Origin of the sequence: Streptomyces sp. NPDC023723 (genome assembly GCF_040639815.1) — a bacterium.
Classification (GTDB): Bacteria; Actinomycetota; Actinomycetes; order Streptomycetales; family Streptomycetaceae; genus Streptomyces.
This window is the reverse complement of the sequence record NZ_JBFAAP010000070.1, coordinates 1-21242: the sequence shown is the minus strand read 5'-3', so window position 1 is coordinate 21242 and position 21242 is coordinate 1. Positions and strand designations below refer to the sequence as shown.

Sequence of the window (21242 nt, the reverse complement as noted above, 5' to 3'; positions counted from 1 at the left end):
ATCCAGGCACTGACATCGCCGCATCGCCCTCGGCGAGCGGGTCACGGAACGCTCGGGCCGGTGATGGCACGGCCCTCGCTGTCGTAGGGCCAGACGTTGGTCCGGCAGCCGTGCAGGCCCTTTATCTGCTGCATCATGACGGGAGCCGGCGCTCCGTCGCCGGGGCAGGTCTCGTGGCCGTGGCCGAGGAAGTGGCCGACCTCGTGGTTGATGATCAGGGCCCGGTAGGCGGGCACGTCGTCGGCGTAGTACTGGGTGGCCAGTTCCCACCGTTTGAGGTTGACCATGACGTCCTGGCCGACGTTGCAGTTGACCTCGCCGCCGGTGTCCAGTCCGTACTGGCCGCAGATGTTGTCGACGGTGCCCGCGGTGGCGAGCCGCACCCGGAAGTCGGAGCTGTCGCCGGAGACCCGGCGAAACCCCACTTCGCCGTCGGCGGTCCAGCCGCGCGGGTCGGCGAGGATCTTCTCCACCTCGGCGGCGACCTCGTCCACCGACCGTCCGATGCCGTCCTCGACCTGGACCCGGTAGGTGAGGGTGCGCCGGCTGCCGCCGACGAGTTCACCGCCGCCGCCGGCCGTGGTGAACGTGCCGGAGCCCGAGCTGGGGATGGACAGCTTCGTCTCCTTCGTCTCCTTCTCGGTGGCCTCGGCGGTGGCCTCCGTCGTGGCCGTGTCCGGCGCAGCCGACGGCTCCTCCTCCATCGTCGCCACGGGGGCCGTCGCCGCGGCCGGGACGTCGGGAGAGCCGGTGCCGAGCTGCTCCACGGCCAGCACACCGAGCAGCGACAGCACGACGGCCGCCGCGAACCCCACCCACAGTCTCCGTTTTCTGCCGCCCCGTGCGCGGGCCCGGTGCGAGCGCCGGGCGGCGGAACGCCCGGCGGGCGGACGGGGCCTGGTTCGATGCGCGTTCATGATCAAACAGCATGCGACGGCTGTGTGATGGCCCTGGGATCGCTGTTGGACCGCTCTGTAACAGCCGCCCCCGGCGCCGGGCCGCGGCCGTTCGGCCGCGCATACTGAACCCCATGCCACGTGTCCTGATCATCGAAGACGACCGCGCCGTACGGGAGGGTCTGCGGCTCGCCCTGCGCCGCCAGGGACACGAGGTGACCGCCGCCCCGACCGGCGAGGAGGGGCTGGCGCAGGTGCGGTCGTTCCGGCCGGACGCCGTGGTGCTCGACCTGATGCTGCCGGGCATGTCCGGCCTGGAGGTGTGCCGCCGCATCCGCGACCGGGAGCAGATACCGATCATCATGGCCACCGCCCGCGGCGACGACACGGACGTGGTCGTCGGGCTGGAGGCCGGGGCCGACGACTACGTGGTCAAACCGGTCCGCGCCCGGGTGCTGGACGCCCGTATCCGCGCCGTGCTGCGCCGCGCGAGCGGACCGCCCGCCGACTACGGCGGGCCGGCCACCGAGCACCACGGCGACCTCGCCCTCGACCGGGCCGGGCTGACCGTCACCCACCGGGGCGTCCCCGTCGCCCTCGGCCCGTCCGAACTGCGGCTGCTGCTCACCCTGTCCGCCTCGCCGGGCCAGGTCTTCAGCCGCCAGCAACTGCTGGAGGCCGTCTGGGAGCACAGCTACCACGGCGACGCCCGGCTGGTGGACGCCTGCGTCAAGCGGCTGCGCGCCAAGCTCGGCGAGAGTTCGGACCACCCGCGGTACGTGCACACCGTGCGCGGCTTCGGCTACCGCTTCACGTCCCGGTGAGAACGTCCCGGTGAGAACGCGGAAACTGCTGGGCGGGCTGCGGGTGCGGCTGGTGGTGGCCTTCGCCGTCGTCGCCGCCGCGGCCACCCTGACCACCGGTGCGCTGACCTTCCGCGAGGCGCGCACCGGCGTGCTCCAGCAGAGCCAGGACGCGGTGATCGAGGACTTCCGGCAGCGGATCGACGACCTGGTCCCCAACTACCCGTTCCCGCCCGCCCGGTCCGACCTGGCGTCCCTCGCGGCGGACGTGGCGCGCGGCGGGCGCGCGGACAACTGGCGGGTGCTGGCCGAGTACCGGGAGCTGAGCGCCACCTCCACGCCCGGCGACACGTTCGAGGAGCTGTCCCCGGCGATGCGCGAGGCGGTGGGCGCGCGGGCCGCCACGGTGTTCCAGCGGGTGTCCCGGGACGGCCGCTCCGCGCTGGTCGTCGGCATGCCCGTCATCTACGCCGGGCCGCAGTCCGCCGGGCGGCACCCGTCCGGTCTGGAGCTGTACCTGACCGTGCCGCAGCAGGAGGAGCAGGGGTACGTGGACGCCCTGGTCAGCGCGATCGAACGGGCCACCGTGCCGGCGCTCGGCCTGGCCGTCGTACTCGCCCTGCTGGCCGCGCGCGGGGTGCTGCGGCCGGTGCGGGAGCTGCGCCGGGCCACCCGCAGCATCGCGCGCGGCCGGCTGGACACCCGGCTCGTCGTGCGCGGCTCCGACGAACTGGCCGACCTGTCGCACAGTTTCAACGAGACCGCCGCCGCGCTGGAGGAGTCGGTGGCCGAGCTGCGGCGCATGGAGGCCGGCGCCCGGCGGTTCGCGGCGGACGTCTCGCACGAACTGCGCACGCCGCTGGCCGCGATGTCGGCGGTGACCGACGTGCTGGACGAGGACGCCGCCGGACTCGACGACGACACCGCGATGGCGGTACGGCTGATCAGCGAGGAGACGACGAAACTGGCCACGCTGGTGAACGACCTGATGGAGATCTCCCGGTTCGACGCGGGCGCCGCCGACCTGCACCTGGACGACATCGACCTGGCCGAGTCGGTACGGCGCACGCTGGCGGCCCGCGGCTGGCAGCGGACGGTGGCGGCCGAACTGCCGGCGCCGGGCGCGCTGCGCGGCCGGGTCGATCCGCGCCGCCTGGACGTGATCGTCGCCAACCTCGTCGGCAACGCGCTGCGGCACGGCGGACCGCCGGTGCGGGTGCGCCTGCGCGGCGCGGCGGGCCGGGAGGCGGTCATCGAGGTCAGGGACGGCGGGGCGGGCATCGCCGGCACGGTGCTGCCGCACGTCTTCGACCGGTTCTACAAGTCGGACACCGCGCGGTCCCGCAGCGAGGGCAGCGGACTCGGCCTGGCGATCACCACGGAGAACGTACGCCTGCACGGCGGCACCGTGCGGGCCGCCAACCACCCGGACGGCGGCGCCGTCTTCACGGTCGTCCTCCCGCTGCGGCAGGACGGCACGGACCAGGACGGCACGGGTCCGGACGGCACGGGTCAGGAGGGGAAGAGACCATGAGCACGAAGCCCGCACCGAGCCGGGCGCGGCCGGTCCGCCGCGCGCTCGCCCTGCTGCTCCTGGCCGCCGGTCCGCTCACCGCCTGCGGCATCCCGGCGACCGGGGTGATCGAGGCGGGGGCGCCCGCGAGCGGGGTCCGGGGACTGGTGTCCCCCGCCCCGTCGGCGACCCGGGCGCCGGACACCGCGACCGCCGCGGTGCCGCTGTACTTCGTCCAGGACGGGGCCCTGACCGCCGTCGCCCGGGCGCTGGCCGTCCCGGCCGAGCCGGCCAGCGCCGTGGCGCTGCTGTTCCAGGGCCCGGACCGGGCGGAACGGGCCCAGGGCCTGGAGAGCGAGCTGCCGCGCGGGGGCGCGGTGCCGGCCCTGCGGATCGACGGGGTGACGGTCACGGTCGGGCTGCCGGCCCGGGCCGGGACGCTGAGCGACACCGCCGTCGCCCAGCTGGCCTGCACGGCCGCCGCCGCCCGGCTGCACCAGGACCCGGAGCTGGGCACGGTCCTGGTGACCGTGGAGCAGCCCGACGGCCGGCTGGCGGGCCGCTCCAGCGACGACTGTCCGGGGCTGGCCCGGACCGCGGACACCGCCGCCCCCACCTCGGCGCCGCCCCGCTGACCGGCGCACGCGCCGGCTGCGTCTGGCACCCTGGCGGCAGGAACCGCACGGGGAAGGAACGTCATGATCATTTTCGGCACCAAGGGGTACCTCTACCAACTGGCGATACTGACGCTGGTGTGCGGCCACTGCGGCAACCCCGCCGCCCACCCGCTGCGCAAGCGGGTCACCCGGTTCACCCTGTTCTTCGTGCCGCTGTTCCCGGTGTCGACGAAGTACACGACCCAGTGCACGTTCTGCGGCACGGAGCGGAAGCTGACCGGCGAGGAGGCCGAGCGGTTGCTGGCGCAGGACGCGAGCGGCACCGTCAGCCGGCCGGTGTGACCGCCACCGCCAGGTCGTTGCCGGTGGTGAAGCAGGGGCGTACGACCGTGCCGCCCACCGGGACCGCGGGCTGCACGTGGATGTCCGCCCGGTCCGCGATGTCGTCCAGGAGGCGGGCGACGCGGACCGGGGGCGCGGTCGCGGCGGGCCGCACGAAGACGTCCCACACTCCCGCCCCGGGGCCGGCGACCAGTTCCGCGAGAGCGACGGTGAAGGTGAAGTCCCGGCGGTCGTCGGCGATCGCGGGTGCGACGGACCGTTCGGTGCCGGTGCCGCGCAGCCGCAGCCGTACGGCGGCCCCCGCGCCGAACTCCGCGCCGTGCAGCCGGGCCGCGACCGTCAGCGCGCCGCCGGCGACCGTGAGGGGGCCGGCCTCGGCGTGGGCGTCGCGCAGCCAGGTCCGGATCGCGAGGTACCCGTCCTTGGTGGCGTAGGGGATCCGGACCGCGACCGGCCCGGACCGGTCGCGGGTGTGGCCGTCCACCAGGGCGCGCAGGTCGAGCAGGCCGGGGCGCAGGCGCCGGCGCTCGCCGTCCGGTCCGTCGGTCAGGTACACGTCCCACCGGCCCTCCGCGAGCGCCGTCCCGGTCGGCAGTACGGCGGTGCGGTGGCCGTCCTCGGCCGCTTCGAGGGCCAGTGAGTGGCGGATCCGCTCCGGCAGGCCCTTCTTGGGGCGCAGCCGGATCAGCAGCCGCGGGTCCCGGGTGCCCGGCGCGAGGCGAAGGCCGAAGGTGATCCGGCCGTCCGCCCCGGTGGTGCAGCCGAGCCGTGCCTGCGGGGCCTGGTCCGTGGTCGTCGCCGTCATCGCCGTCCCCCGCGTATCGTGTTGAGCGCGCTGCTGCCGGTGGCGTGCACGGCGTCCCGGGCCGCGTAGCCCTGTCCGACCAGCACCTGGCGCACCGGATCGCGGTCCTGGGTGACCGGCCGGCCGGCGCGCCGGGCCTGCCGCGCCTCCTCGCAGAGCCGCTCGGCCTGGCGCACCACCGGCGCCGGGGCGAACCGCCGCGCGTTCTCGAGTGCCGAGCGGCCCATGCGGCGGCGCCGTTCGTCGTCCTGGACCAGTTCGAGCAGTGCCGCGCCGAAGGCCGCGGCGTCGCCGACCGGGACCAGCCGGCCGTCGACGCCGTCCTGGATGATCTCGCCGGGGCCGTAGGGGCAGTCGGTGCTGACCACCGGCAGCCCGCACCGCATGGCCTCCACGATGGTCATGCCGAACGGTTCGAAGTTGGAGGCGGCGGCGCCGATCGAGCCCTTGACCCACTCGGCCTCCATGGGCGCGGCGGCGCCCATGAGGGAAACATTGTCCGTCAGGCCGAGCCGCTCGACGAGCGCGCGCAGCCGGTCGTGCTCCTCGCCCTTGCCGTAGATCCGCAGGCGCCAGTCGGGGCGTTCGGCGACGACCCGGGCGAACGCCTCGATCAGCAGGTCGTAGCGTTTGACCGGGACCAGCCGGCCGGCCGCGACGACCAGTTTGGCGTCGCCGTCGGCGGGCGGCAGCGCGGGGTCGGGGACGCTGTTGGGCAGGGCCTCCACCCGGACGCCGGGCAGCCGCATCTTGCGCCGGTAGGCGGCGGCGTCGGCCTCGGTGACCGTGGTGAGCACGTCGAGCCGCCGGTAGGCGCGGCGCAGCGCGGTGCGCAGCCGGGAGGGGTGGTTGTCCAGGGTGAGGTGTTCCTGTCCGATCCGGGCGACGTGCTCGGGTGCCTGGAGCGCGAGGTGGACGTTGAGTCCGGGGCGGGTGCCGATCACCACGTCGGCGTCGATGTCGGCCAGGCAGGCGCCGATCCGCTCGTCGGTCAGCTCGCTGTACTGGTGGTGGCGGTACTCGGCGGCCGGGAACACCTTGGCCGGCCGCAGGTGCTGGGGGTGCTCCTTCTCCTGCCGCAGGTCCACCAAGGGTCTCAGCGACACCCGGGGATCCAGGGTGAAGTTGGGGCGCTCCCGGTGCCGCAGGACGGAGACGATCTCCACGGTGTGCCGTTCGGCCAGTGCCTGGGCCAGGTTGAACGTGGTGGTGATCGTGCCTCCGATCCCGTAGGCGTTGTGCAGGAGGAAAGAGATCTTCATGAGGGAGTAGACCGGATGCGCGTGCGAACGGTTGTCTGCCGTTATCGCTTCGTGGTCCACCCGTTCATCTGGCGTTTCCCGGGCGGCGGACCGGCGGCCGTCACTCGTCCGGGTGACGCCCGAACGGCGCCTGCTCCGGTCGGGTGAGTGCGGACCTGGGGCGTCCTGACCCGCTTATAGGGTTTCGCGGTGACTTCCACCCCAGTTGAGACCCAGGCCCCGCGCACCGGCGGTCTGGGCACCCTGCTCGTCATGTCCTGGAGCCGCGAGGCCCCCGAGGGCACCATCCCCTACATCCTCGCCTGCCCGCGCGGGGACGGCCCGGACGGACCCGAGGCGGAGTCGGCCGCCGCCGGACAACTGCTGGCCGACGCCGGCATCCCCGTGAAGCACGAACTCGTCGACGCGGCCCGGACACCCAGTCTGCCGGTCACCCTGCTGGTCCTGCCGGGCGCGGCGGTGCTCACCCTGCCGCAGGTGACCGCCCAGTTCGTGCCGCCCGCCGACTGGCTGGCGGCCGCCGCCGAGCACGGCTGCGCCTACCTCATCTTCACCACCCGCCCCTGGCCCGCCGACGCGGAGCCCGGTGACGTGCCGACGCTGGCCGGCTTCACCTCCGCCGAGGCGACCCTGAAGTCGGCGGCCCACGTGGTGCTGCCCGTGCGCAAGCTGCGCGGCTGAGCGACCCGCCGGCGGGCGGCGGCCGGTCCGCCCGCCGGCCCCTCGGGCGACCGGGGCGGCCTTGACAGATTTCGTGCTCATGACAGATTTGTTGACAGGTGCTCAACTCCCTTGTCGAGTACCGGTAGTTGGTTAAGGCTGTACCCCGGCCCGGAGCGGAACGCGACGCTCCTCGGGCCGTGTGCGCGATCCCGCGCACACCCCCCACAGACGCGCGCCCCACCCCGGGCGCGCGCTGCCCAGAGGAGGACCCCCTCGTTATGGCACGACTGCGGAGCAAGAGACTCAAGTTCGCCGCGATATCCGGCGTCGCGGCAGCCGCCCTGGCCGGCGGGCTCACCGCGATCCCCGCCCAGGCCGCCCCGGCCGTGGGCACCGTCCTCGCGGCCGGCTCCCCCACGGCGGTCAAGGACAGCTACATCGTCACACTGAAGAAGGACGCCGGACTCAAGGCGACCTCCGCGGCCGGCAAGGACGTCGTCGAGGAGTACGGCGGCACGGTGAAGAAGACGTACCGGAGCGCGCTGAACGGCTACACCGCGACCCTCTCCGCCACCGAGGCCGCGCGGCTGGCCGCCGACCCCGCCGTCGCCTCCGTCGAGCAGAACCAGCGCGTCGCGCTCGCCGACACCACGCAGTCCAGCGCCCCGTGGGGGCTGGACCGCGTCGACCAGACCTCCCTGCCGCTGTCCGGGACCTACACCTACCCGGACACCGCGGGCAGCGGCGTGACGGCGTACGTCATCGACACCGGCGTCCGCATCACCCACAGCGACATCAGCGGCCGCGCCTCCTACGGCTACGACGCGGTCGACGGCGACACCACCGCCTCCGACGGCAACGGGCACGGCACGCACGTGGCCACCACCATCGCGGGCACCACCTACGGCATCGCCAAGAAGGCGAAGATCGTCGCGGTCCGGGTGCTCGACAACAGCGGCTCGGGCACCACGGCCGGCGTGATCGAGGGCATCGACTGGGTGACCGACAACCACTCGGGCCCCTCGGTGGCCAACATGTCGCTCGGCGGCGGCGCCTCCTCCACCCTGGACACGGCCGTCCGCAACTCCATCGCCAGCGGCGTCACCTACGCCATCGCGGCGGGCAACAGCGCCGCCAACGCCTCCTCGTACTCCCCCGCCCGGGTCACCGAGGCCATCACGGTCGGCGCCACCACCAGCACGGACGCCCGGGCCAGCTACTCCAACTACGGCTCGGTGCTGGACATCTTCGCCCCCGGCTCCTCCATCACGGCCGGCTGGTACACCAGCGACACGGCGACCAACACCATCTCCGGTACGTCGATGGCGACGCCGCACGTGGCGGGCGCCGCGGCGGTCTACCTGGCCGGCCACACCTCCGCCACCCCCGCGCAGGTGTCCTCGGCCCTCACCGCCGGCGCGACGGCCAACAAGGTCACCAGCGCGGGCACCGGTTCGCCGAACCGGCTGCTGAAGATCGTTCCCTGACAACCGGGAATCCCCGCGGACGCGACCCGTCCGAAACCCCGTGACGCCCCCGGAGGCCACTCGCCTCCGGGGGCGTTTTCACTGGGCCAGAATGCTCAATCCTGCATGGAAACACAGTGTTTCAATCAAGCACGATCACCAAGTCAGGCGTTTCGGACCCTTGACACAGTCGGGATCCGGTCGATTTACTCCCGATCAGCGCCGACGTCGCAAGACCGGCCGGCGCCAGAGGTACGCCCAGCCGGTAGCTGGCCCCGCGCCAGGAGCCCGGCCCGAGTCGCCAGGACCGCTCACGGTGTCCGAGGCGGGGCCGTGCCCACCAGCCCGGGAGCTCGTGCGATGAGCCGTCAGCGGATGCCGGCGATGGATGCCGTCCGACCGGATGCCGTCCGACGCGGCGCCGGCCCCTCGCGCCGCGGGGTGCTGCGGGCCGGCGGCGGCGCCGTGCTCGGCACAGCCGCCGGGACCGCCGTCGGCGGGTGCGGAGCCGCCACGGACGACGGGGTCGCCGCCGACGGCACGGTCACCATCGAGGTGTGGCACGGCCAGGCCGACACCGCGAAGAAGATCCTGGAGGGACTGGTCGCCGACTTCGAGCGCGACCACCCCAGGATCCGCGTCGACCTGGGCGGCGGGGTGCTCTCGGACGTGATGCTCCAGAAGGTGACCGCCGCCCTGGCCGCCGGTTCCTACCCCGACATCGCCTACATCTTCGGCTCCGACCTGGCCCGGGTGGCCCGCGGTCCGCAGGTCGTCGACCTCACCAGCACCGTCGGCTCCGGTCCGCTGCCGTGGAAGAACTACTGGGCCGCCGCCCGGGACGCCGTCACCGTCAACGACCGGGTCAGGGCGGCACCGGCGGTGCTCGACGCGCTCGCCGTGGTCTGCAACAAGCGGCTGTTCCGCGCGGCCGGCCTGGACCTGCCCGAGGCCGGCTGGACCTGGCAGGACTTCACCGGCCTCGCCCGGCGCCTGACCGACAAGAACGCGGGCCGGTTCGGCACCGGCTGGCCCGGCACCGGCGACGAGGACACCGTCTGGCGGCTGTGGCCGATGATCTGGGACCTCGGCGGCGACGTGGTCGACGGCAGCGGCAAGGGCATCGGATTCGCCGACAGCGGGGTCCGCGCCCTGGAGGTGGTGGCCGAACTGGTCCGCGACAACAGCGTGTACGTCGATCCCAAGCCCGGCAGCGAGCAGATGTACCAGGTGTTCGCGTCCGGCCGGATGGGGATGGTGGTCACCGGTCCCTGGCAACTCCCCGACATCGAACAGGCGAAGATCGACTACCACGTCGTACCGCTGCCCACCTTCAGCGGGAAGCCGGTCACCATCTCCGGGCCCGACACCTGGACCCTGTTCGACAACGGCGCGGCCCGCACCCGGGCCGCCCGCACCTTCGTCACCTGGCTGACCCAGCCCGCCCAGGACGTCCGCTGGGCCGTCGGCGCCGGCAGCCTCCCGCTCAGCCGCCGCACCGAGGAGCAGCCCGCCTGGCGGCGCAAGGTCGCGGACACCGAGGGCCTGTCGGTGTTCACCGAGGCACTCGACAGCGCCCGCGTCCGCCCCGTCCACCCCGCCTACCCGGAGGTCTCACAGGCGCTCGGCCAGGCGATCGTCACCGTGCTGCTCGGCCGCGGCTCGCCCGCCGCCGCGCTGCGCTCCTGCGCCGACGAAGCCGACGCCGCCCTGCTCATACCGCGTTGAGGAGCCACCCCGCCATGGAGCGACTGCCCCGAGCCATCACCCTCGCGGACCCACCGGACCAACGACGCCGGGCCCTGGTCCGCAAGCGCCGCGCCGAGACGGCCACCGCCTGGGCCTACCTGTCCCCCGCGGTCCTGATCGTCCTGGGCCTCAGCATCGTCCCGGTCGTCTGGTCGCTGCTGCTGTCCTTCCAGGCCAGCGACCTGGTCACGCCCAGCCGCTGGGTCGGCCTGGGCAACTACCGCGCCCTCGCCCAGGATCCGCACTTCAGCCAGGCGGTCCGCAACACCCTGCTGTACACGGTGCTGTACGTACCGCTGAGCATGCTCGGCGGCCTGCTGCTGGCCCTGGTGCTCAACCGCCGCATCCGGTTCGTCGGTCTCTACCGCACCCTGATCTTCGTACCGTTCGTGCTGTCGGCGACCGCGCAGGGCGTGCTGTTCTCCTTCATCCTGGACCCGGAGTTCGGCGCCGCCAACTCGGTCCTGCACCATCTCGGCGTCTCCGCCCAGGGGTTCCTCACCGACCCCGGCCAGGCACTGCTGGTGCTGGTGGCGATCACCCTGTGGAGCGGCACCGGTTTCTGCGTGGTGGTCTACCTGGCCGCCCTCCAGGACGTCCCGCAGTCCCTGATCGAGGCCGCCCGGCTGGACGGCGCCGGCCGGCTGCACCTGCTGCGCCACGTCACCCTGCCCACCCTCACCCCGGTCACCGTCTTCCTCGTGCTGTGGCAGACCATCAACTCGCTCCAGGTCTTCGACCTGGTGTACGTCACCACCAAGGGCGGTCCGCTGGGCTCCAGCACCGTGATCGTCTACTTCATCTGGGAGCAGGCGTTCAAGAACGCCACCGCCGGTTACGGCGCGTCGGCCGCCTATGTCCTGGCCGTGACCCTCGGCCTGGCCGCCGGGATCGTCCGCCTCGCCCGGCGCCGCGGGCGCCCGCGTCCGGAAGGGGTTCGCGCATGACGACGACCACCTCGGCCCCGCCCGCCGCCCGCACCGCCGGGGCGGCCGGTTCCGCCGGGTCCGTGCGGCGCCGCCGGCGGCTGCCGTTCAGCCCCTGGCACCTGCTGCTCGTGCCGCTCGCCCTGACCTTCGCGGTGCCGCTGGGGTGGCTGCTGCTGAGCTCCGTGATGAGCGACGCGGAGATCAACCGCTTCCCGCCCGCGCTGTGGCCCGCCGGCATCGATCTCGGCGGCTACCGCTATGTGCTGGGCAACGCGATGTTCCCGCGCTGGTTCGCCAACTCGCTCATCGTCTCGGCCGTCACGGTCACCGCCAACCTCCTGTTCGGCTCGCTGGCCGGGTACGCCTTCGCCCGGATGCGGTTCGCGGGCTCCCGGCTGCTGCTGGGGCTGATGCTGGCCACGATGGCGGTGCCGTTCCAGCTGACCATGATCCCGACGTTCCTGGTGATGAAGAAGCTGGGGCTGATCGACACCCTCGGCGCGCTCATCGTGCCGTCGCTGGTCACGCCGTTCGCGGTGTTCCTGCTGCGGCAGTTCTTCCTCTCGCTGCCCCGGGAGCTGGAGGAGGCCGCCTGGATCGACGGCTGCTCCCGGCTGCGGGTGCTGTTCCGGATCGTGCTGCCGCTGTCCCGGCCGGCGCTCAGCACGGTGGCCGTGCTGACCTTCCTGACCACCTGGAACGACCTCACCTGGCCGCTGATCGCCATCAACCACGACACGCAGTACACGCTGCAACTGGGCCTGACCACCTTCCAGGGCCAGCACCACACCAAGTGGTCCGCGGTGATGGCCGGGAACGTGCTCACCGTGCTGCCCGTGCTGCTCGCCTTCCTCGGCGCGCAGAAGACCTTCATCCAGTCCATCACCTCCAGCGGCCTCAAGGGCTGAACCCGCCCGCCGCCTCCCGCACACGCCCGCACACTCCTGAACCCCCAGATGGAAGGCCCATGCCGCACACCTTCGACCTGCTCGTCGTCGGGGACGCCAACCCGGATGTCGTGCTCGGTCCGCTCGACGCCCCGCTCGCCTTCGACCAGCACGAACAGCTCGTCCCCGACGGGGCGCTCACCCTCGGCGGCTCGGCCGCGATCATGGCCTGCGGGGCAGCCCGGCTCGGGCTGCGGGTGGCGTTCGCCGGCCGGGTCGGCGACGACGACGCCGGCCGCTACGTACGGGACGCCCTCACCGCGCGCGGCGTCGACACCCGGGCACTGCGCGTCGACCCGGAGCTGCCCACCCCGCTCACCGTGGTGCTGACCCGGGCCGGAGCGGAGTCCGACCGGGCCATCGTCACCGCGCCGGGCACCCTGCGCGCCACCACCCCCGAGGACGTCCCGGCCGGCCTGCTGGCCGACGCCCGGCACGTGCACGCCGCCTCCTACTTCCTGCTGCCGGTGCTCGCCGCCGGGCTGCCCGGCCTGTTGCGCACCGCCCGCGCCCATGGCGCCACCACCTCCCTCGACACCAACGACGACCCGGCCGGCCGCTGGGACCCGGCCGGGCTGGCCGCCGTCCTGCCGCACACCGACTACCTGCTGCCCAACGCCGCCGAGGCCCGGCGGCTGGCGGGCACCGCGGACCTCGCCGAGGCCGCCGCCGCGCTCGCCGGGCGCGGCCCGGTGACCGTCGTGAAGAACGGCGCCGAAGGGGCGCTCTGCCACGACGGGCACACCGTGACCCGCGCCCCGGCCCTCCCCGCGCGGCCGGTGGACACGGTGGGCGCCGGCGACAGCTTCGACGCCGGTTTCGTGGCCGGCCTGCTGGCCGGACTGCCGCTCGCGGACACGCTCGAACTGGCCGCCGTGTGCGGCGCGTTGTCCACCCGTGCCGCCGGCGGCACCCCCGCCCAGCCCACCTGGGACGAGGCGTACTCCCTGATCACCCGCGAACGGAAGAACCCCGCATGAGCACCGCGCACCCGACCGCCCCCAAGATCGCCTTCATCGGCGCCGGCAGTGTCGTCTTCACCCAGGGCCTGCTCGCCGACCTGTTCGCGTTCGACGAGCTGAAGTCCGCGCACATCGCGCTGCACGACATCGACGCCGAGCGCCTCGCCACCGCCGAGGCGGCGGCCCGGTACATCGCCGCCGAGCGCGGCGCCCGGCCGACGGTCACCGCGCACGCGGAGCGCCGCGCGGCGCTGGTGGACGCCGACTTCGTCATCAACATCGTGCAGGTCGGTATGGGCGAGGCCACCCGCACCGACTTCGAGGTGCCGGCCCGCCACGGGCTGCGCCAGACCATCGGCGACACCCTCGGCGTCGGCGGCATCTTCCGCGCGCTGCGCACCTTCCCGCTGCTCAAGGCGCTCGGCGAGGACATCGCCGCGGTCTGCCCGCAGGCGTGGCTGCTCAACTACACCAACCCGATGGCGATGAACGTCCAGTACCTGGCCGAGGCGACCGGTCTGAGCCGGGTGGTGGGCCTGTGCCACTCGGTGTACTGGACGATGCAGGGCCTGTGCGAGCTGGTCGGGGTGCCCTACGAGGAGGTCACCTACCAAGCGGCGGGCGTCAACCACCAGGCGTGGGTACTGCGCTGGGAGCACCGGGGGCAGGATCTCCACCCCCGCCTGGACGCGCTCATCGCCGAGGACGAGCAACTGCGCCGGCGGGTCCGGGTCGACATGTACCGGCGGCTCGGCCACTACCCCACCGAGACCAGCGAGCACTCCTCCGAGTACGTGCCGTGGTTCCTGCACCACCCCGGCGAGATCGACCGGCTGCGGCTGCCCGTCGGGGCCTATCTGGACATCGTGGCCGAGAACGTGGCCGAGTACGAGAAGACCCGGGACGCGCTGGCCTGCGGGGCGCCGCTCACCGTCGAGGGCACGATGGAGTACGCGCCGCAGATCATCCACAGCATCGTCACCGGCACCCCGCGCACGGTGTACGGCAACGTGCCCAACCACGGCCTGATCGACAACCTGCCCGCCCGCGGTGCCGTCGAGGTCCCGTGCCTGGTCGACTCGGCCGGGGTGCAGCCCACCCGGATCGGTGCGCTGCCGCCCCAGTTGGCGGCCCTGAACCGGACCTATCTCAGTACCACCGACCTGGTGGTACGGGCGGCGACGGAGGACGACCCGCGGCACATCCGGCACGCGGCGATGACCGACCCGGCGACGGCGGCGGCGCTGCCCGTCGAGGAGATCTGGCGGCTGTGCGACGACATGGTCCGCGCTCACGCGGACCGGCTCCAGCCGTCACTGCGGGCGGTACTGGGCACCTGACGGCCCGCCCGGCCGGCCCGCGCCCGACCGGACCACCGCACGGGCCACCGCCGGCCGGGTGAGGACCTCGGTGCTGTCGACGAACTGGTCGACGGCGCCGCCCGGCGGCAGCGCCCGGAGCGCCGGGTCGGTGATCCGGGCGGTGAGCGCGTCGGCGAACCGTTCGGCGCGCAGCACCCGGAACGGCCGGCCGTGGTAGGGGCGGGTGGCCGGATCCACCGGATCGGTGAGCCCGAGCCGGTTGTGTCCGGCCGCGACGCTCTCGTACGCCGTGCCCAGGTGCCGCTCCCGGGTGCCCGGGCCGGCGGCGGCGAGGACCGCGCGGAGCACCGGAGTGAGCCCGGCCGCGCCCGGAACCCGGGCGAAGGCGCTGCCGAGCCATTTGCCGTACGGCGGGTACTGGCGGTCCATCAGCAGGCACAGTCGCATCAGGTCACGGACCAGCCGGGCGGCGACCACGGCGGCGCCGAGTTCGTCGCCCACCTCGCCGCAGCGCCCGACGAACGCCTCCTCCTGGGAGATGCGGCGCCACTGGCAGGCCAGCACATGCAGCCACAGGTCGTGCGGGTACCAGGCGAGCCGGGCGCGCGCGGTCGCCAGTGCCCCGAGCCCGTCGTGGAAGACGGCGCCCGAGGTCACCTCGGCGAGCCGCTGCGCCGGGGCGGACAGCCAGTCCGTCAGGGACACACCCCGGCCCGGGTCGAAGCCGAGGCGGCCGGTGAACCAAGTGCCGGGATCGGTGATGTCCACCGCGTGCCGGACCGGCCCGTCGGTCGCGGCCATCACCCGGATGCCGGCCTCGGCGGTGGCGGCGAAGTGGGTGGGATGGCCCAGAAAGGTCTTCGGCAGGCCGGTGGCGAGCCGGTCACCGATCGCCGTGGCGTGCCGGGCGAGGTCCTGTGGCCGCAGGAAGAGTTCCAGCCGAGGCCCCCATTCGTGGTCGCGGGAACGCGGGGTGTCGAACCCGAGTACCTCCGAGCCGCTGCCGAGCCGGGCGGCGGAGTACCCGATACCGGGTGCGGCCGCGTCCACCAGGGGCCGTACGGCCTCGTGGAAGAAGCGGCGGGAGAGTTCGAGGCCGGGGACGAAGGGGACTGGTGCGGTCATGCGGGGAGGGTGCCTGAGCGGCGGTGGCCGGGCGACCGGTTTTCGGCCGCCGCTCCCCCGGCGCGGCCGCCGCCCGCGCCGGAAAACCGGAGGCGGCCGGCGCACCGGCGGCGGTACCGTCCCCGGATGCCTGATGCGGACGGATACTTCGGAGAAGACGTCGCGGCGGTCTACGACGAGTCGTCGGCGGACATGTTCCGGCCGGAGGCCGTGGACCCCGCGGTTGATGTGCTGGCCGAACTCGTCGGTCAGGGGCGGGCGTTGGAGTTCGGGGTGGGCACCGGACGGCTGGCGCTTCCGCTGGCCGCGCGCGGCGTGCCGGTGCACGGCGTCGACCTGTCCCGGGCGATGCTGGAGCGGCTGCGTGCCAAGCCCGGCGGTGCCGGCGTCGGCGTGACGGTCGGGGACTTCGCGACCACCCGGGTGGACGGCGGCTTCGCCCTCGCCTACCTGGTGTTCAACACCATCAACAACCTGACCACGCAGGACGCCCAGGTGGACTGCTTCCGCAACGCCGCGCGGCACCTGGAGCCGGGCGGCCGCTTCGTGATCGAGGTGGGGGTGCCCGCCCTGCGCCTGCTGCCGCCCGGGCAGAGCGCCGTACCGTTCCACATCTCCGACACGCGGTGGGCGTTCGACACCTACGACGTCGTGTCCCAGGCGATGAGTTCGAACTACGTGACCGTCGTCGACGGGCGCGCCACGCACCGGTCCGTCCCGTTCCGGTACGTGTGGCCGGCCGAGCTGGATCTGATGGCGCGGCTCGCGGGCCTGCGGCCGTACGCCCGCTGGGACGGGTGGTCGCGGGCGCCGTTCACCGCCGAGAGCACCGGGCATGTGTCGGTGTGGGAGAAACCGGCGGAGTGACGGCGGGCGCCGCCCTGCCCCGGTGTCCCGGCGCGCGGCCGGCCCGGCTGCCCTCGCGGGCAGCCGGCCCTGCCTCGGCGGCTCCTGACGCCACCCGGCCGGGACGCTATCTTCCGTGCGTGAGGATCACGTCTCCCCGGCCGCCGTACCCCGCGCGCCGTCGCACCCCCGTCGCAGCGCCGGTCCGGCCACCGCGCGAGGGCGCCGTCGCTCCCGTGGCGGACGGCCGGTGAACGACGAGCGCACGACGGGGGCACCGGCCGTGCCCGGTCAGCCGTTCCCCGCCGACGCCGGACACGTCGGCCCGCAGGCCCGCCCGGAGCCCCTCGGCGCCACGCCCCCGGAACTGGAGCCGCGGCCGGATCCGGAGCGGGACGAGCGGCCCGCCCGGCAGCAGGAGCGGCGCAAGCGCCGGGGGCCGGGCCCGGTCGTCCTGCTGGTACTGCCGGGGCTGGTGACCCTGTCCGGGGTGGCGGGCTTCTTCGCCCTGAACGGCGGCTTCCCCGTCGAGGCGGAGCAGGCGGCCGGCCCCGAGCAGGCCACGGCGGCCGATGTCGACGACTCCTACATCCCGTGGCTGCGCGAGGCGGCCGACGGCTGCGCGGTCGTCACCCCCTCCGTGCTCGCCGCGCAGATCGACCAGCTCTCCGGCTGGAGCAACGACACGGGGAAGCTCTCGGGCCAGAAGGGCATCGCCGCCTTCACCGACGACCAGTGGCAGAAGTGGGGCAAGGACGCCGACGGCAACGACCGCTCCTCGCCCCGCGACCCGGCGGACGCCATCATGGCCCTCGGCCGGCAGGACTGCGCGCTGGCCGCCGAGGTGACCGACCTGCGCACCGACGGCCGGGTCAACGGCGACCTCGTCGACCTCACCCTCGCCGCCTACGCCCTGAGCGTGGACGAGGTGGCGGGGGCCGGAAAGGTGCCCGACGACGCGCGGACCTACCTGTCCGAGGTCGACAAACTCCTGCCGCGCTACGAGTCGCTGGACCAGGAGAGCTCGGGCGGGGCGCCCGCCGCGGCCGGCGCGATCCTCGCCGCGCCCGTGCAGACCCTCACCGTCACCTCGCCCTACGGCTCCCGCCAGCACCCGCTGACCGGGGTGACCAAGCTGCACACCGGCGTCGACTTCGCCGCCACCCAGGGCTCCCCGGTGTTCGCCGCGCGCGGCGGCCAGGTCGTCTTCGCCGCGTCCACCAGCGCGTACGGCAATCGCATCGTGGTCGACCACGGCACCATCGAGGGCAAGCGGCTCCAGACGACGTACAGCCACCTGTCGGCGATCGAGGTCGCCGTGGGCCAGACGGTGGAGACCGGAACGCAGCTCGGGCGGGCCGGTTCCACCGGCCTGTCCACCGGCCCGCACCTGCACTTCGAGGTCATCTACGACGGCTACTACTCCGATCCCCAGCCCTGGCTCGCCCCCTCGGGCTGACGTGAGGCGGGGCCGCCGGGTCCGGACGGGTCGGTGCGGCGCTCGCCGGTGACCTTGGCGGACGGCAGCCGGCCCGCCCTGGACGTCCCGGTGAGGGTGTCGCCGTCGACCGTCACGGCGAAGGCGAGGTTCAGCCGCAGCGGCTTGGTGACGGACTGCCTCCAGGTCAGCCGGTCGCCGTCGAGGACGACGTCGGTCAGCGGCACCTCCTCGTCCGCCGCGCGGGCGGTGCCGGTCAGGGCGCCGTCCCGGCGGCGGAGTTCGACGGCGGCCGTCAGCCTGCCGACGGGGGTGGACATGGTCAGGTCCCAGATGCCTTCGACGCGGTGCATGACGCGGTGCTTCCTCACGGTGTGGCCGGGGGGGGCTTGTGGTCAGGTGGTCACGTGGTCAGAGGGAGGCCGGCCGCGGGCCGGTGGCGCGCCAGACGATGCCGCGCCGCTCGTGGGCGAAGAGTTCCTCGACGGCGTGGGCGACGCGGGGGCCGATCCCGCGGTCCAGGAGGTGCAGGGCGAGGTCGAGTCCGGAGGTGACGCCGGCGCCGCTGACCAGGTCGCCGTCGTCCACCACGCGGGCACGCACCGCGTGGGCGCCGGTGGCGTCCAGCAGGTCCATGCCGAGGTGGTGGGTGGTGGCGTGGCGTCCTTCGAGCAGACCGGCCATGGCGAGGAGCGCGGAGCCGCCGCAGACGGTGGCGACCTTGACCTCGGGATGCGCCATCGCCGTCCTCATCAGCTCGGGCAGCCGGGTGGTCAGGGCGCGGCCCAGCCGTACCGGGACGAGGTCGTCCGCGTCGCCGGGTTCCGCTCCGGGTTCGCCGACGCGGCCCGAGGCGCCGGGGACCAGGACCCAGCCCGGGCGTTCCGGGTCCAGGGCGGCGCTCGCGCGCAGCGTCAGGCCGCCGGTGCCGCCGACCACCTCGCGGGGCCCCTCGGCACAGACCAGCTCCACGCTCACCGCGCCGCCGGTGGCGGTGCGGCCGCCGTGCAGGACCTCGAAGGGGGCGACGACGTCGAGCGGGTCGAAGCCGTCGAACAGGACGATCTGGACGTGCATGGCACTTCCTCACGAAGGGATGGGGAGGGGCGGGTCGGTGGTCCCGACGCTAGGCGCCGGCCGGTGCGCCTCCCAGTGGCGTGAGTGACACCTTGCGACGGGAAAGTGCCAGCCGCCCAATTTCCGGTCGCTCGCCGGTTCAGCCGGTCTTCTGCGGGCCGCGGCGGGTGTGAACGGCATCCGGCGGCACGGTACGTTCTCGCCATGCACACCATCGCCGTACTCGCCCTGGAACAGGTGATCCCGTTCGACCTGTCCACGCCGATCGAGGTCTTCACCCGGACCCGGCTGCCGGACGGGCGCCCCGGCTACCGGATCCGGGTGTGCGCGCAGGAGCCGGAGGTGGACGCGGGGACTTTCACGCTGCGCGCGCCCTGGGGGCTGGACGGACTCGAGGGCGCCGACACGATCATCGTGCCCGGTACTGCCACCCCGTCGGCGCCGCTGCCGCCGGCCGTCCGGGACGCCCTGCGGACGGCGGCGCGGGACGGCACCCGGATCGCCTCGATCTGCTCGGGCACCTTCCCGCTGGCCGCCACCGGCCTGCTGGACGGCCTGCGGGCCACCACCCACTGGGTCGCGGCCGACCTGCTGGCCGCGCGGTACCCGCGGGTCGAGGTGGACCCGGACGTCCTGTACGTGGACAACGGGCAGTTCCTCACCTCGGCCGGCGCCGCCGCCGGACTGGACCTGTGCCTGCACATGATCCGCCGCGACTACGGCTCGGCCGTCGCCGCCGACGCCGCCCGGTTGTCCGTCATGCCGCTGGAACGGGAGGGCGGGCAGGCGCAGTTCGTCGTCCACGACTACGCGCCCCGGCCCCAGGGCTCCGTGCTGGAACCGCTGCTCGGCTGGCTCCAGGAGAATCTGGGCCGCGATCTCACCCTGGCCGACATCGCCGCCCAGGCCGGGACCAGCACCCGGACCCTGATCCGGCGTTTTCGCGAACAGACCGGTACCACCCCGCTCCAGTGGCTGCACCGCGCCCGCGTCCGCCGGGCCCAGCATCTGCTGGAGACCACGCACCACCCGGTGGAACGCATCGCCGCGCAGGTCGGCTTCGGCTCCCCCACCGCCTTCCGGGAGCGGTTCAAGCGCACCACGGGCGTCAGCCCGCACGCCTACCGCCGCACCTTCGCCTCACCCGCCCCGAACTGACCCGCGCCGCCGCCCGGCCGCCGCCAGGGCCCGCGCGGCGGCGGCCGCCAGCCGGGGCCGGTCGCGCACGAACCGCCGGGCGGCCCGGGCCGGTTCCCGCGCCAGCAGGTGGACGGCGGCGCCCGGCACCGGACGGATCACCGCGCCCTCGTACACCCGCAGGTCGCGGGTCTTGAGCGACTCCTTGTAACGGGCCGGCCCGGTCCCGAGGTCGACCATCCGGACCCCGTCGGCCGCGGCGGCCTCCAGCATCCGCAGTTGCAGCACCAGGCCGGGCGAGTACTTGCCGTAGGCCCGGTCGTAGGCCGGGAACCACCAGGAGAGCACCGTGGCCGAGCGCAGCCCGAAGTGGGCGGCGACGGGCCGGCCGGCGGCGTAGAGCACGGAGAGCAGGCCGCGGCACTCCGGTTCGCCGCCCTGGGCGAGCAGTCCCACCAGCCTGTTGATCCACTCCTGGGCGAAGCGGTCCCGGCGGCCCGTGCGGCGGTACTGCGCCGACTTCCACCGCATGAGTTCCCGCAGCACCGCCGGGTCCCGGGAGTCGAGGACGAAGCGCACCTCGCCGACCTGCCGGGCGAGCCTGCGTTCCTTGGCCCGGGTCTGTCTGACGAACCCCGGGGCCGTCCCGCGCAGTCGCTCCAGGTACCGGTCGAAACCGGCGTCGATGTCGACGACCGGGGAGGCGAGTTCCTCCACGGCGTGCGCGGCGAAGGTGTGCTGGCCGTCCTCCAGGCTGTCGAACTCCCAGGACGCCAGGCCGCACGCCCGCAGCAGCCGGCGGGCGTCCACCCCGGTCCCGGGGCGCAGTACGGCTCCCTGGCTGTCCGAGACGCCGAGCCCGATGGCCCGGCCGCGGCCCAAGGGGCTCCTCTCGTAGGGGAAGTAGCCGGCCGGCGCACCGTCCTCGTGGAGGACCGCGACGCGGGCCCCCGGCCGCACCCGGCCGACGGCCGCGGTGAACGCCGGGTCGAGGAACGGGTTCGCCGGTGCCCCCGACAGGGCGCGGATCTCCCGCCACAGCTTGATGTGGTCCGGGCCCAGTTCGTCCGGCCGCAGAACCAGAATGCGCTTTCCCGGCATGGCTGCCGCCTCCCGTGTGGTCGGATCGAGGACACACGCGGGCCTGCGCGTCACCGCGTCCCGGCGCCGGACAGCCGGCGGGCCGCGGGGCGAGGCCCCGTCACCGCTCGCGGCGCTCAGCAGCGAAACGTCTGGAGGAGATCCGTGCCCGGGGGCGGGCCGCCGGGGGCCGGGCGTTCGACGGTGACCTCTGTACCCCCTCGCGGTGCTCTCCGACTGCGTTGTCTACCCGAGCCCCGGCG

Annotated in this window: 21 protein-coding genes; 14 read left to right on the top strand and 7 right to left on the bottom strand. The window is 74.0% G+C overall.

Features of this window, described 5'->3' with window-relative positions:
- Positions 1-41 precede the first annotated feature (41 nt).
- Positions 42-815 carry a DUF3152 domain-containing protein gene (locus AB0G32_RS36605; RefSeq protein WP_361173896.1) on the bottom strand — a complete coding sequence of 258 codons (774 nt, stop codon included), beginning with the start codon at positions 813-815 and terminating at the stop codon, positions 42-44.
- 215 nt (positions 816-1030) lie between these two features.
- On the opposite strand from AB0G32_RS36605, the gene AB0G32_RS36600 reads away from it, so the two are divergent.
- The 4 genes from AB0G32_RS36600 (at position 1031) to AB0G32_RS36585 (ending at position 4171) form a co-directional block, all read left to right on the top strand.
- The gene (locus AB0G32_RS36600; RefSeq protein ID WP_361173893.1) at positions 1031-1720 is read left to right on the top strand and encodes a response regulator transcription factor; all 690 of its coding nucleotides are present in this window, start codon (positions 1031-1033) and stop codon (positions 1718-1720) included.
- 10 nt (positions 1721-1730) lie between these two features.
- The gene (locus AB0G32_RS36595) at positions 1731-3233 is read left to right on the top strand and encodes a HAMP domain-containing sensor histidine kinase (RefSeq protein WP_361173890.1); all 1503 of its coding nucleotides are present in this window, start codon (positions 1731-1733) and stop codon (positions 3231-3233) included.
- Positions 3230-3847 carry a hypothetical protein gene (locus tag AB0G32_RS36590; protein ID WP_361173887.1) on the top strand — a complete coding sequence of 206 codons (618 nt, stop codon included), beginning with the start codon at positions 3230-3232 and terminating at the stop codon, positions 3845-3847. The genes AB0G32_RS36595 and AB0G32_RS36590 overlap by 4 nt, the downstream gene beginning before the upstream one ends.
- A gap of 63 nt (positions 3848-3910) precedes the next feature.
- Positions 3911-4171, top strand: a complete 261-nt coding sequence (locus tag AB0G32_RS36585; protein ID WP_361173884.1) for a zinc-ribbon domain-containing protein — start codon at positions 3911-3913, stop codon at positions 4169-4171.
- Here the strand turns inward: AB0G32_RS36585 and AB0G32_RS36580 are convergent.
- On the bottom strand, positions 4155-4976 hold the full coding sequence (locus AB0G32_RS36580; protein WP_361173881.1) for a hypothetical protein: 822 nt from the start codon (positions 4974-4976) through the stop codon (positions 4155-4157). The two genes, AB0G32_RS36585 and AB0G32_RS36580, sit on opposite strands and share 17 nt — an antisense overlap.
- A complete protein-coding gene (locus tag AB0G32_RS36575) occupies positions 4973-6238 on the bottom strand; it encodes a glycosyltransferase family 4 protein (protein ID WP_361173878.1) in 1266 nt (421 codons plus the stop codon). Before AB0G32_RS36575 ends, AB0G32_RS36580 begins: the two co-directional genes overlap by 4 nt.
- A gap of 189 nt (positions 6239-6427) precedes the next feature.
- On the opposite strand from AB0G32_RS36575, the gene AB0G32_RS36570 reads away from it, so the two are divergent.
- The 7 genes from AB0G32_RS36570 to AB0G32_RS36540 all read left to right on the top strand — a co-directional run bounded on the left by AB0G32_RS36570 (position 6428) and on the right by AB0G32_RS36540 (position 14294).
- The gene (locus tag AB0G32_RS36570) at positions 6428-6919 is read left to right on the top strand and encodes a DUF5949 family protein (RefSeq protein ID WP_361173875.1); all 492 of its coding nucleotides are present in this window, start codon (positions 6428-6430) and stop codon (positions 6917-6919) included.
- Between the two features lie 260 nt (positions 6920-7179).
- On the top strand, positions 7180-8388 hold the full coding sequence (locus AB0G32_RS36565) for a S8 family peptidase (RefSeq protein WP_361173872.1): 1209 nt from the start codon (positions 7180-7182) through the stop codon (positions 8386-8388).
- A 339-nt stretch (positions 8389-8727) separates the two neighbouring features.
- Positions 8728-10095, top strand: a complete 1368-nt coding sequence (locus tag AB0G32_RS36560) for an ABC transporter substrate-binding protein (RefSeq protein WP_361173869.1) — start codon at positions 8728-8730, stop codon at positions 10093-10095.
- Between the two features lie 14 nt (positions 10096-10109).
- Positions 10110-11063: a sugar ABC transporter permease gene (locus AB0G32_RS36555; protein WP_361173867.1), complete on the top strand. Its 954-nt coding sequence runs from the start codon at positions 10110-10112 to the stop codon at positions 11061-11063.
- Positions 11060-11953 (top strand): carbohydrate ABC transporter permease, encoded by an 894-nt coding sequence (locus AB0G32_RS36550; protein ID WP_361173865.1) that lies wholly within the window; start codon positions 11060-11062, stop codon positions 11951-11953. The genes AB0G32_RS36555 and AB0G32_RS36550 overlap by 4 nt, the downstream gene beginning before the upstream one ends.
- Positions 11954-12012: 59 nt before the next feature.
- The gene (locus AB0G32_RS36545; protein ID WP_361173862.1) at positions 12013-12972 is read left to right on the top strand and encodes a carbohydrate kinase family protein; all 960 of its coding nucleotides are present in this window, start codon (positions 12013-12015) and stop codon (positions 12970-12972) included.
- Positions 12969-14294 (top strand): alpha-glucosidase/alpha-galactosidase, encoded by a 1326-nt coding sequence (locus AB0G32_RS36540; protein WP_361173859.1) that lies wholly within the window; start codon positions 12969-12971, stop codon positions 14292-14294. The genes AB0G32_RS36545 and AB0G32_RS36540 overlap by 4 nt, the downstream gene beginning before the upstream one ends.
- Here AB0G32_RS36540 and AB0G32_RS36535 read toward each other — a convergent pair.
- Positions 14268-15401, bottom strand: coding sequence for a DUF4037 domain-containing protein (locus tag AB0G32_RS36535; protein ID WP_361173856.1), 1134 nt, complete (start codon positions 15399-15401; stop codon positions 14268-14270). The genes AB0G32_RS36540 and AB0G32_RS36535 overlap by 27 nt on opposite strands.
- A 126-nt stretch (positions 15402-15527) precedes the next feature.
- Here AB0G32_RS36535 and AB0G32_RS36530 point away from each other — a divergent pair, with 126 nt between their 5' ends.
- A complete protein-coding gene (locus AB0G32_RS36530; RefSeq protein ID WP_361173853.1) occupies positions 15528-16268 on the top strand; it encodes a class I SAM-dependent methyltransferase in 741 nt (246 codons plus the stop codon).
- A gap of 346 nt (positions 16269-16614) precedes the next feature.
- Positions 16615-17706: a M23 family metallopeptidase gene (locus AB0G32_RS36525; protein WP_361173934.1), complete on the top strand. Its 1092-nt coding sequence runs from the start codon at positions 16615-16617 to the stop codon at positions 17704-17706.
- Here AB0G32_RS36525 and AB0G32_RS36520 read toward each other — a convergent pair.
- Positions 17667-18038 (bottom strand): hypothetical protein, encoded by a 372-nt coding sequence (locus AB0G32_RS36520; protein WP_361173850.1) that lies wholly within the window; start codon positions 18036-18038, stop codon positions 17667-17669. The two genes, AB0G32_RS36525 and AB0G32_RS36520, sit on opposite strands and share 40 nt — an antisense overlap.
- Positions 18039-18096: 58 nt before the next feature.
- On the bottom strand, positions 18097-18762 hold the full coding sequence (locus AB0G32_RS36515; RefSeq protein WP_361173847.1) for a DJ-1/PfpI family protein: 666 nt from the start codon (positions 18760-18762) through the stop codon (positions 18097-18099).
- Between the two features lie 204 nt (positions 18763-18966).
- On the opposite strand from AB0G32_RS36515, the gene AB0G32_RS36510 reads away from it, so the two are divergent.
- A complete protein-coding gene (locus AB0G32_RS36510; protein ID WP_361173844.1) occupies positions 18967-19920 on the top strand; it encodes a helix-turn-helix domain-containing protein in 954 nt (317 codons plus the stop codon).
- Here the strand turns inward: AB0G32_RS36510 and AB0G32_RS36505 are convergent.
- Positions 19903-21000, bottom strand: a complete 1098-nt coding sequence (locus tag AB0G32_RS36505; protein WP_361173841.1) for a GNAT family N-acetyltransferase — start codon at positions 20998-21000, stop codon at positions 19903-19905. The genes AB0G32_RS36510 and AB0G32_RS36505 overlap by 18 nt on opposite strands.
- Between the last annotated feature and the right edge of the window lie 242 nt (positions 21001-21242).

Bases quoted from the DNA above. Each gene is read 5' to 3' on its own strand.
- AB0G32_RS36510 (WP_361173844.1), top strand. From the start codon at position 18,967: ATGCACACCATCGCCGTACTCGCCCTGGAACAGGTGATCCCGTTCGAC.
- AB0G32_RS36550 (WP_361173865.1), top strand. From the start codon at position 11,060: ATGACGACGACCACCTCGGCCCCGCCCGCCGCCCGCACCGCCGGGGCG.
- AB0G32_RS36505 (WP_361173841.1), bottom strand. From the start codon at position 21,000: ATGCCGGGAAAGCGCATTCTGGTTCTGCGGCCGGACGAACTGGGCCCG.
- AB0G32_RS36540 (WP_361173859.1), top strand. From the start codon at position 12,969: ATGAGCACCGCGCACCCGACCGCCCCCAAGATCGCCTTCATCGGCGCC.
- AB0G32_RS36545 (WP_361173862.1), top strand. From the start codon at position 12,013: ATGCCGCACACCTTCGACCTGCTCGTCGTCGGGGACGCCAACCCGGAT.
- AB0G32_RS36515 (WP_361173847.1), bottom strand. From the start codon at position 18,762: ATGCACGTCCAGATCGTCCTGTTCGACGGCTTCGACCCGCTCGACGTC.
- AB0G32_RS36520 (WP_361173850.1), bottom strand. From the start codon at position 18,038: ATGCACCGCGTCGAAGGCATCTGGGACCTGACCATGTCCACCCCCGTC.
- AB0G32_RS36590 (WP_361173887.1), top strand. From the start codon at position 3,230: ATGAGCACGAAGCCCGCACCGAGCCGGGCGCGGCCGGTCCGCCGCGCG.
- AB0G32_RS36530 (WP_361173853.1), top strand. From the start codon at position 15,528: ATGCCTGATGCGGACGGATACTTCGGAGAAGACGTCGCGGCGGTCTAC.
- AB0G32_RS36555 (WP_361173867.1), top strand. From the start codon at position 10,110: ATGGAGCGACTGCCCCGAGCCATCACCCTCGCGGACCCACCGGACCAA.
- AB0G32_RS36565 (WP_361173872.1), top strand. From the start codon at position 7,180: ATGGCACGACTGCGGAGCAAGAGACTCAAGTTCGCCGCGATATCCGGC.
- AB0G32_RS36575 (WP_361173878.1), bottom strand. From the start codon at position 6,238: ATGAAGATCTCTTTCCTCCTGCACAACGCCTACGGGATCGGAGGCACG.
- AB0G32_RS36560 (WP_361173869.1), top strand. From the start codon at position 8,728: ATGAGCCGTCAGCGGATGCCGGCGATGGATGCCGTCCGACCGGATGCC.
- AB0G32_RS36535 (WP_361173856.1), bottom strand. From the start codon at position 15,401: ATGACCGCACCAGTCCCCTTCGTCCCCGGCCTCGAACTCTCCCGCCGC.
- AB0G32_RS36600 (WP_361173893.1), top strand. From the start codon at position 1,031: ATGCCACGTGTCCTGATCATCGAAGACGACCGCGCCGTACGGGAGGGT.
- AB0G32_RS36585 (WP_361173884.1), top strand. From the start codon at position 3,911: ATGATCATTTTCGGCACCAAGGGGTACCTCTACCAACTGGCGATACTG.
- AB0G32_RS36580 (WP_361173881.1), bottom strand. From the start codon at position 4,976: ATGACGGCGACGACCACGGACCAGGCCCCGCAGGCACGGCTCGGCTGC.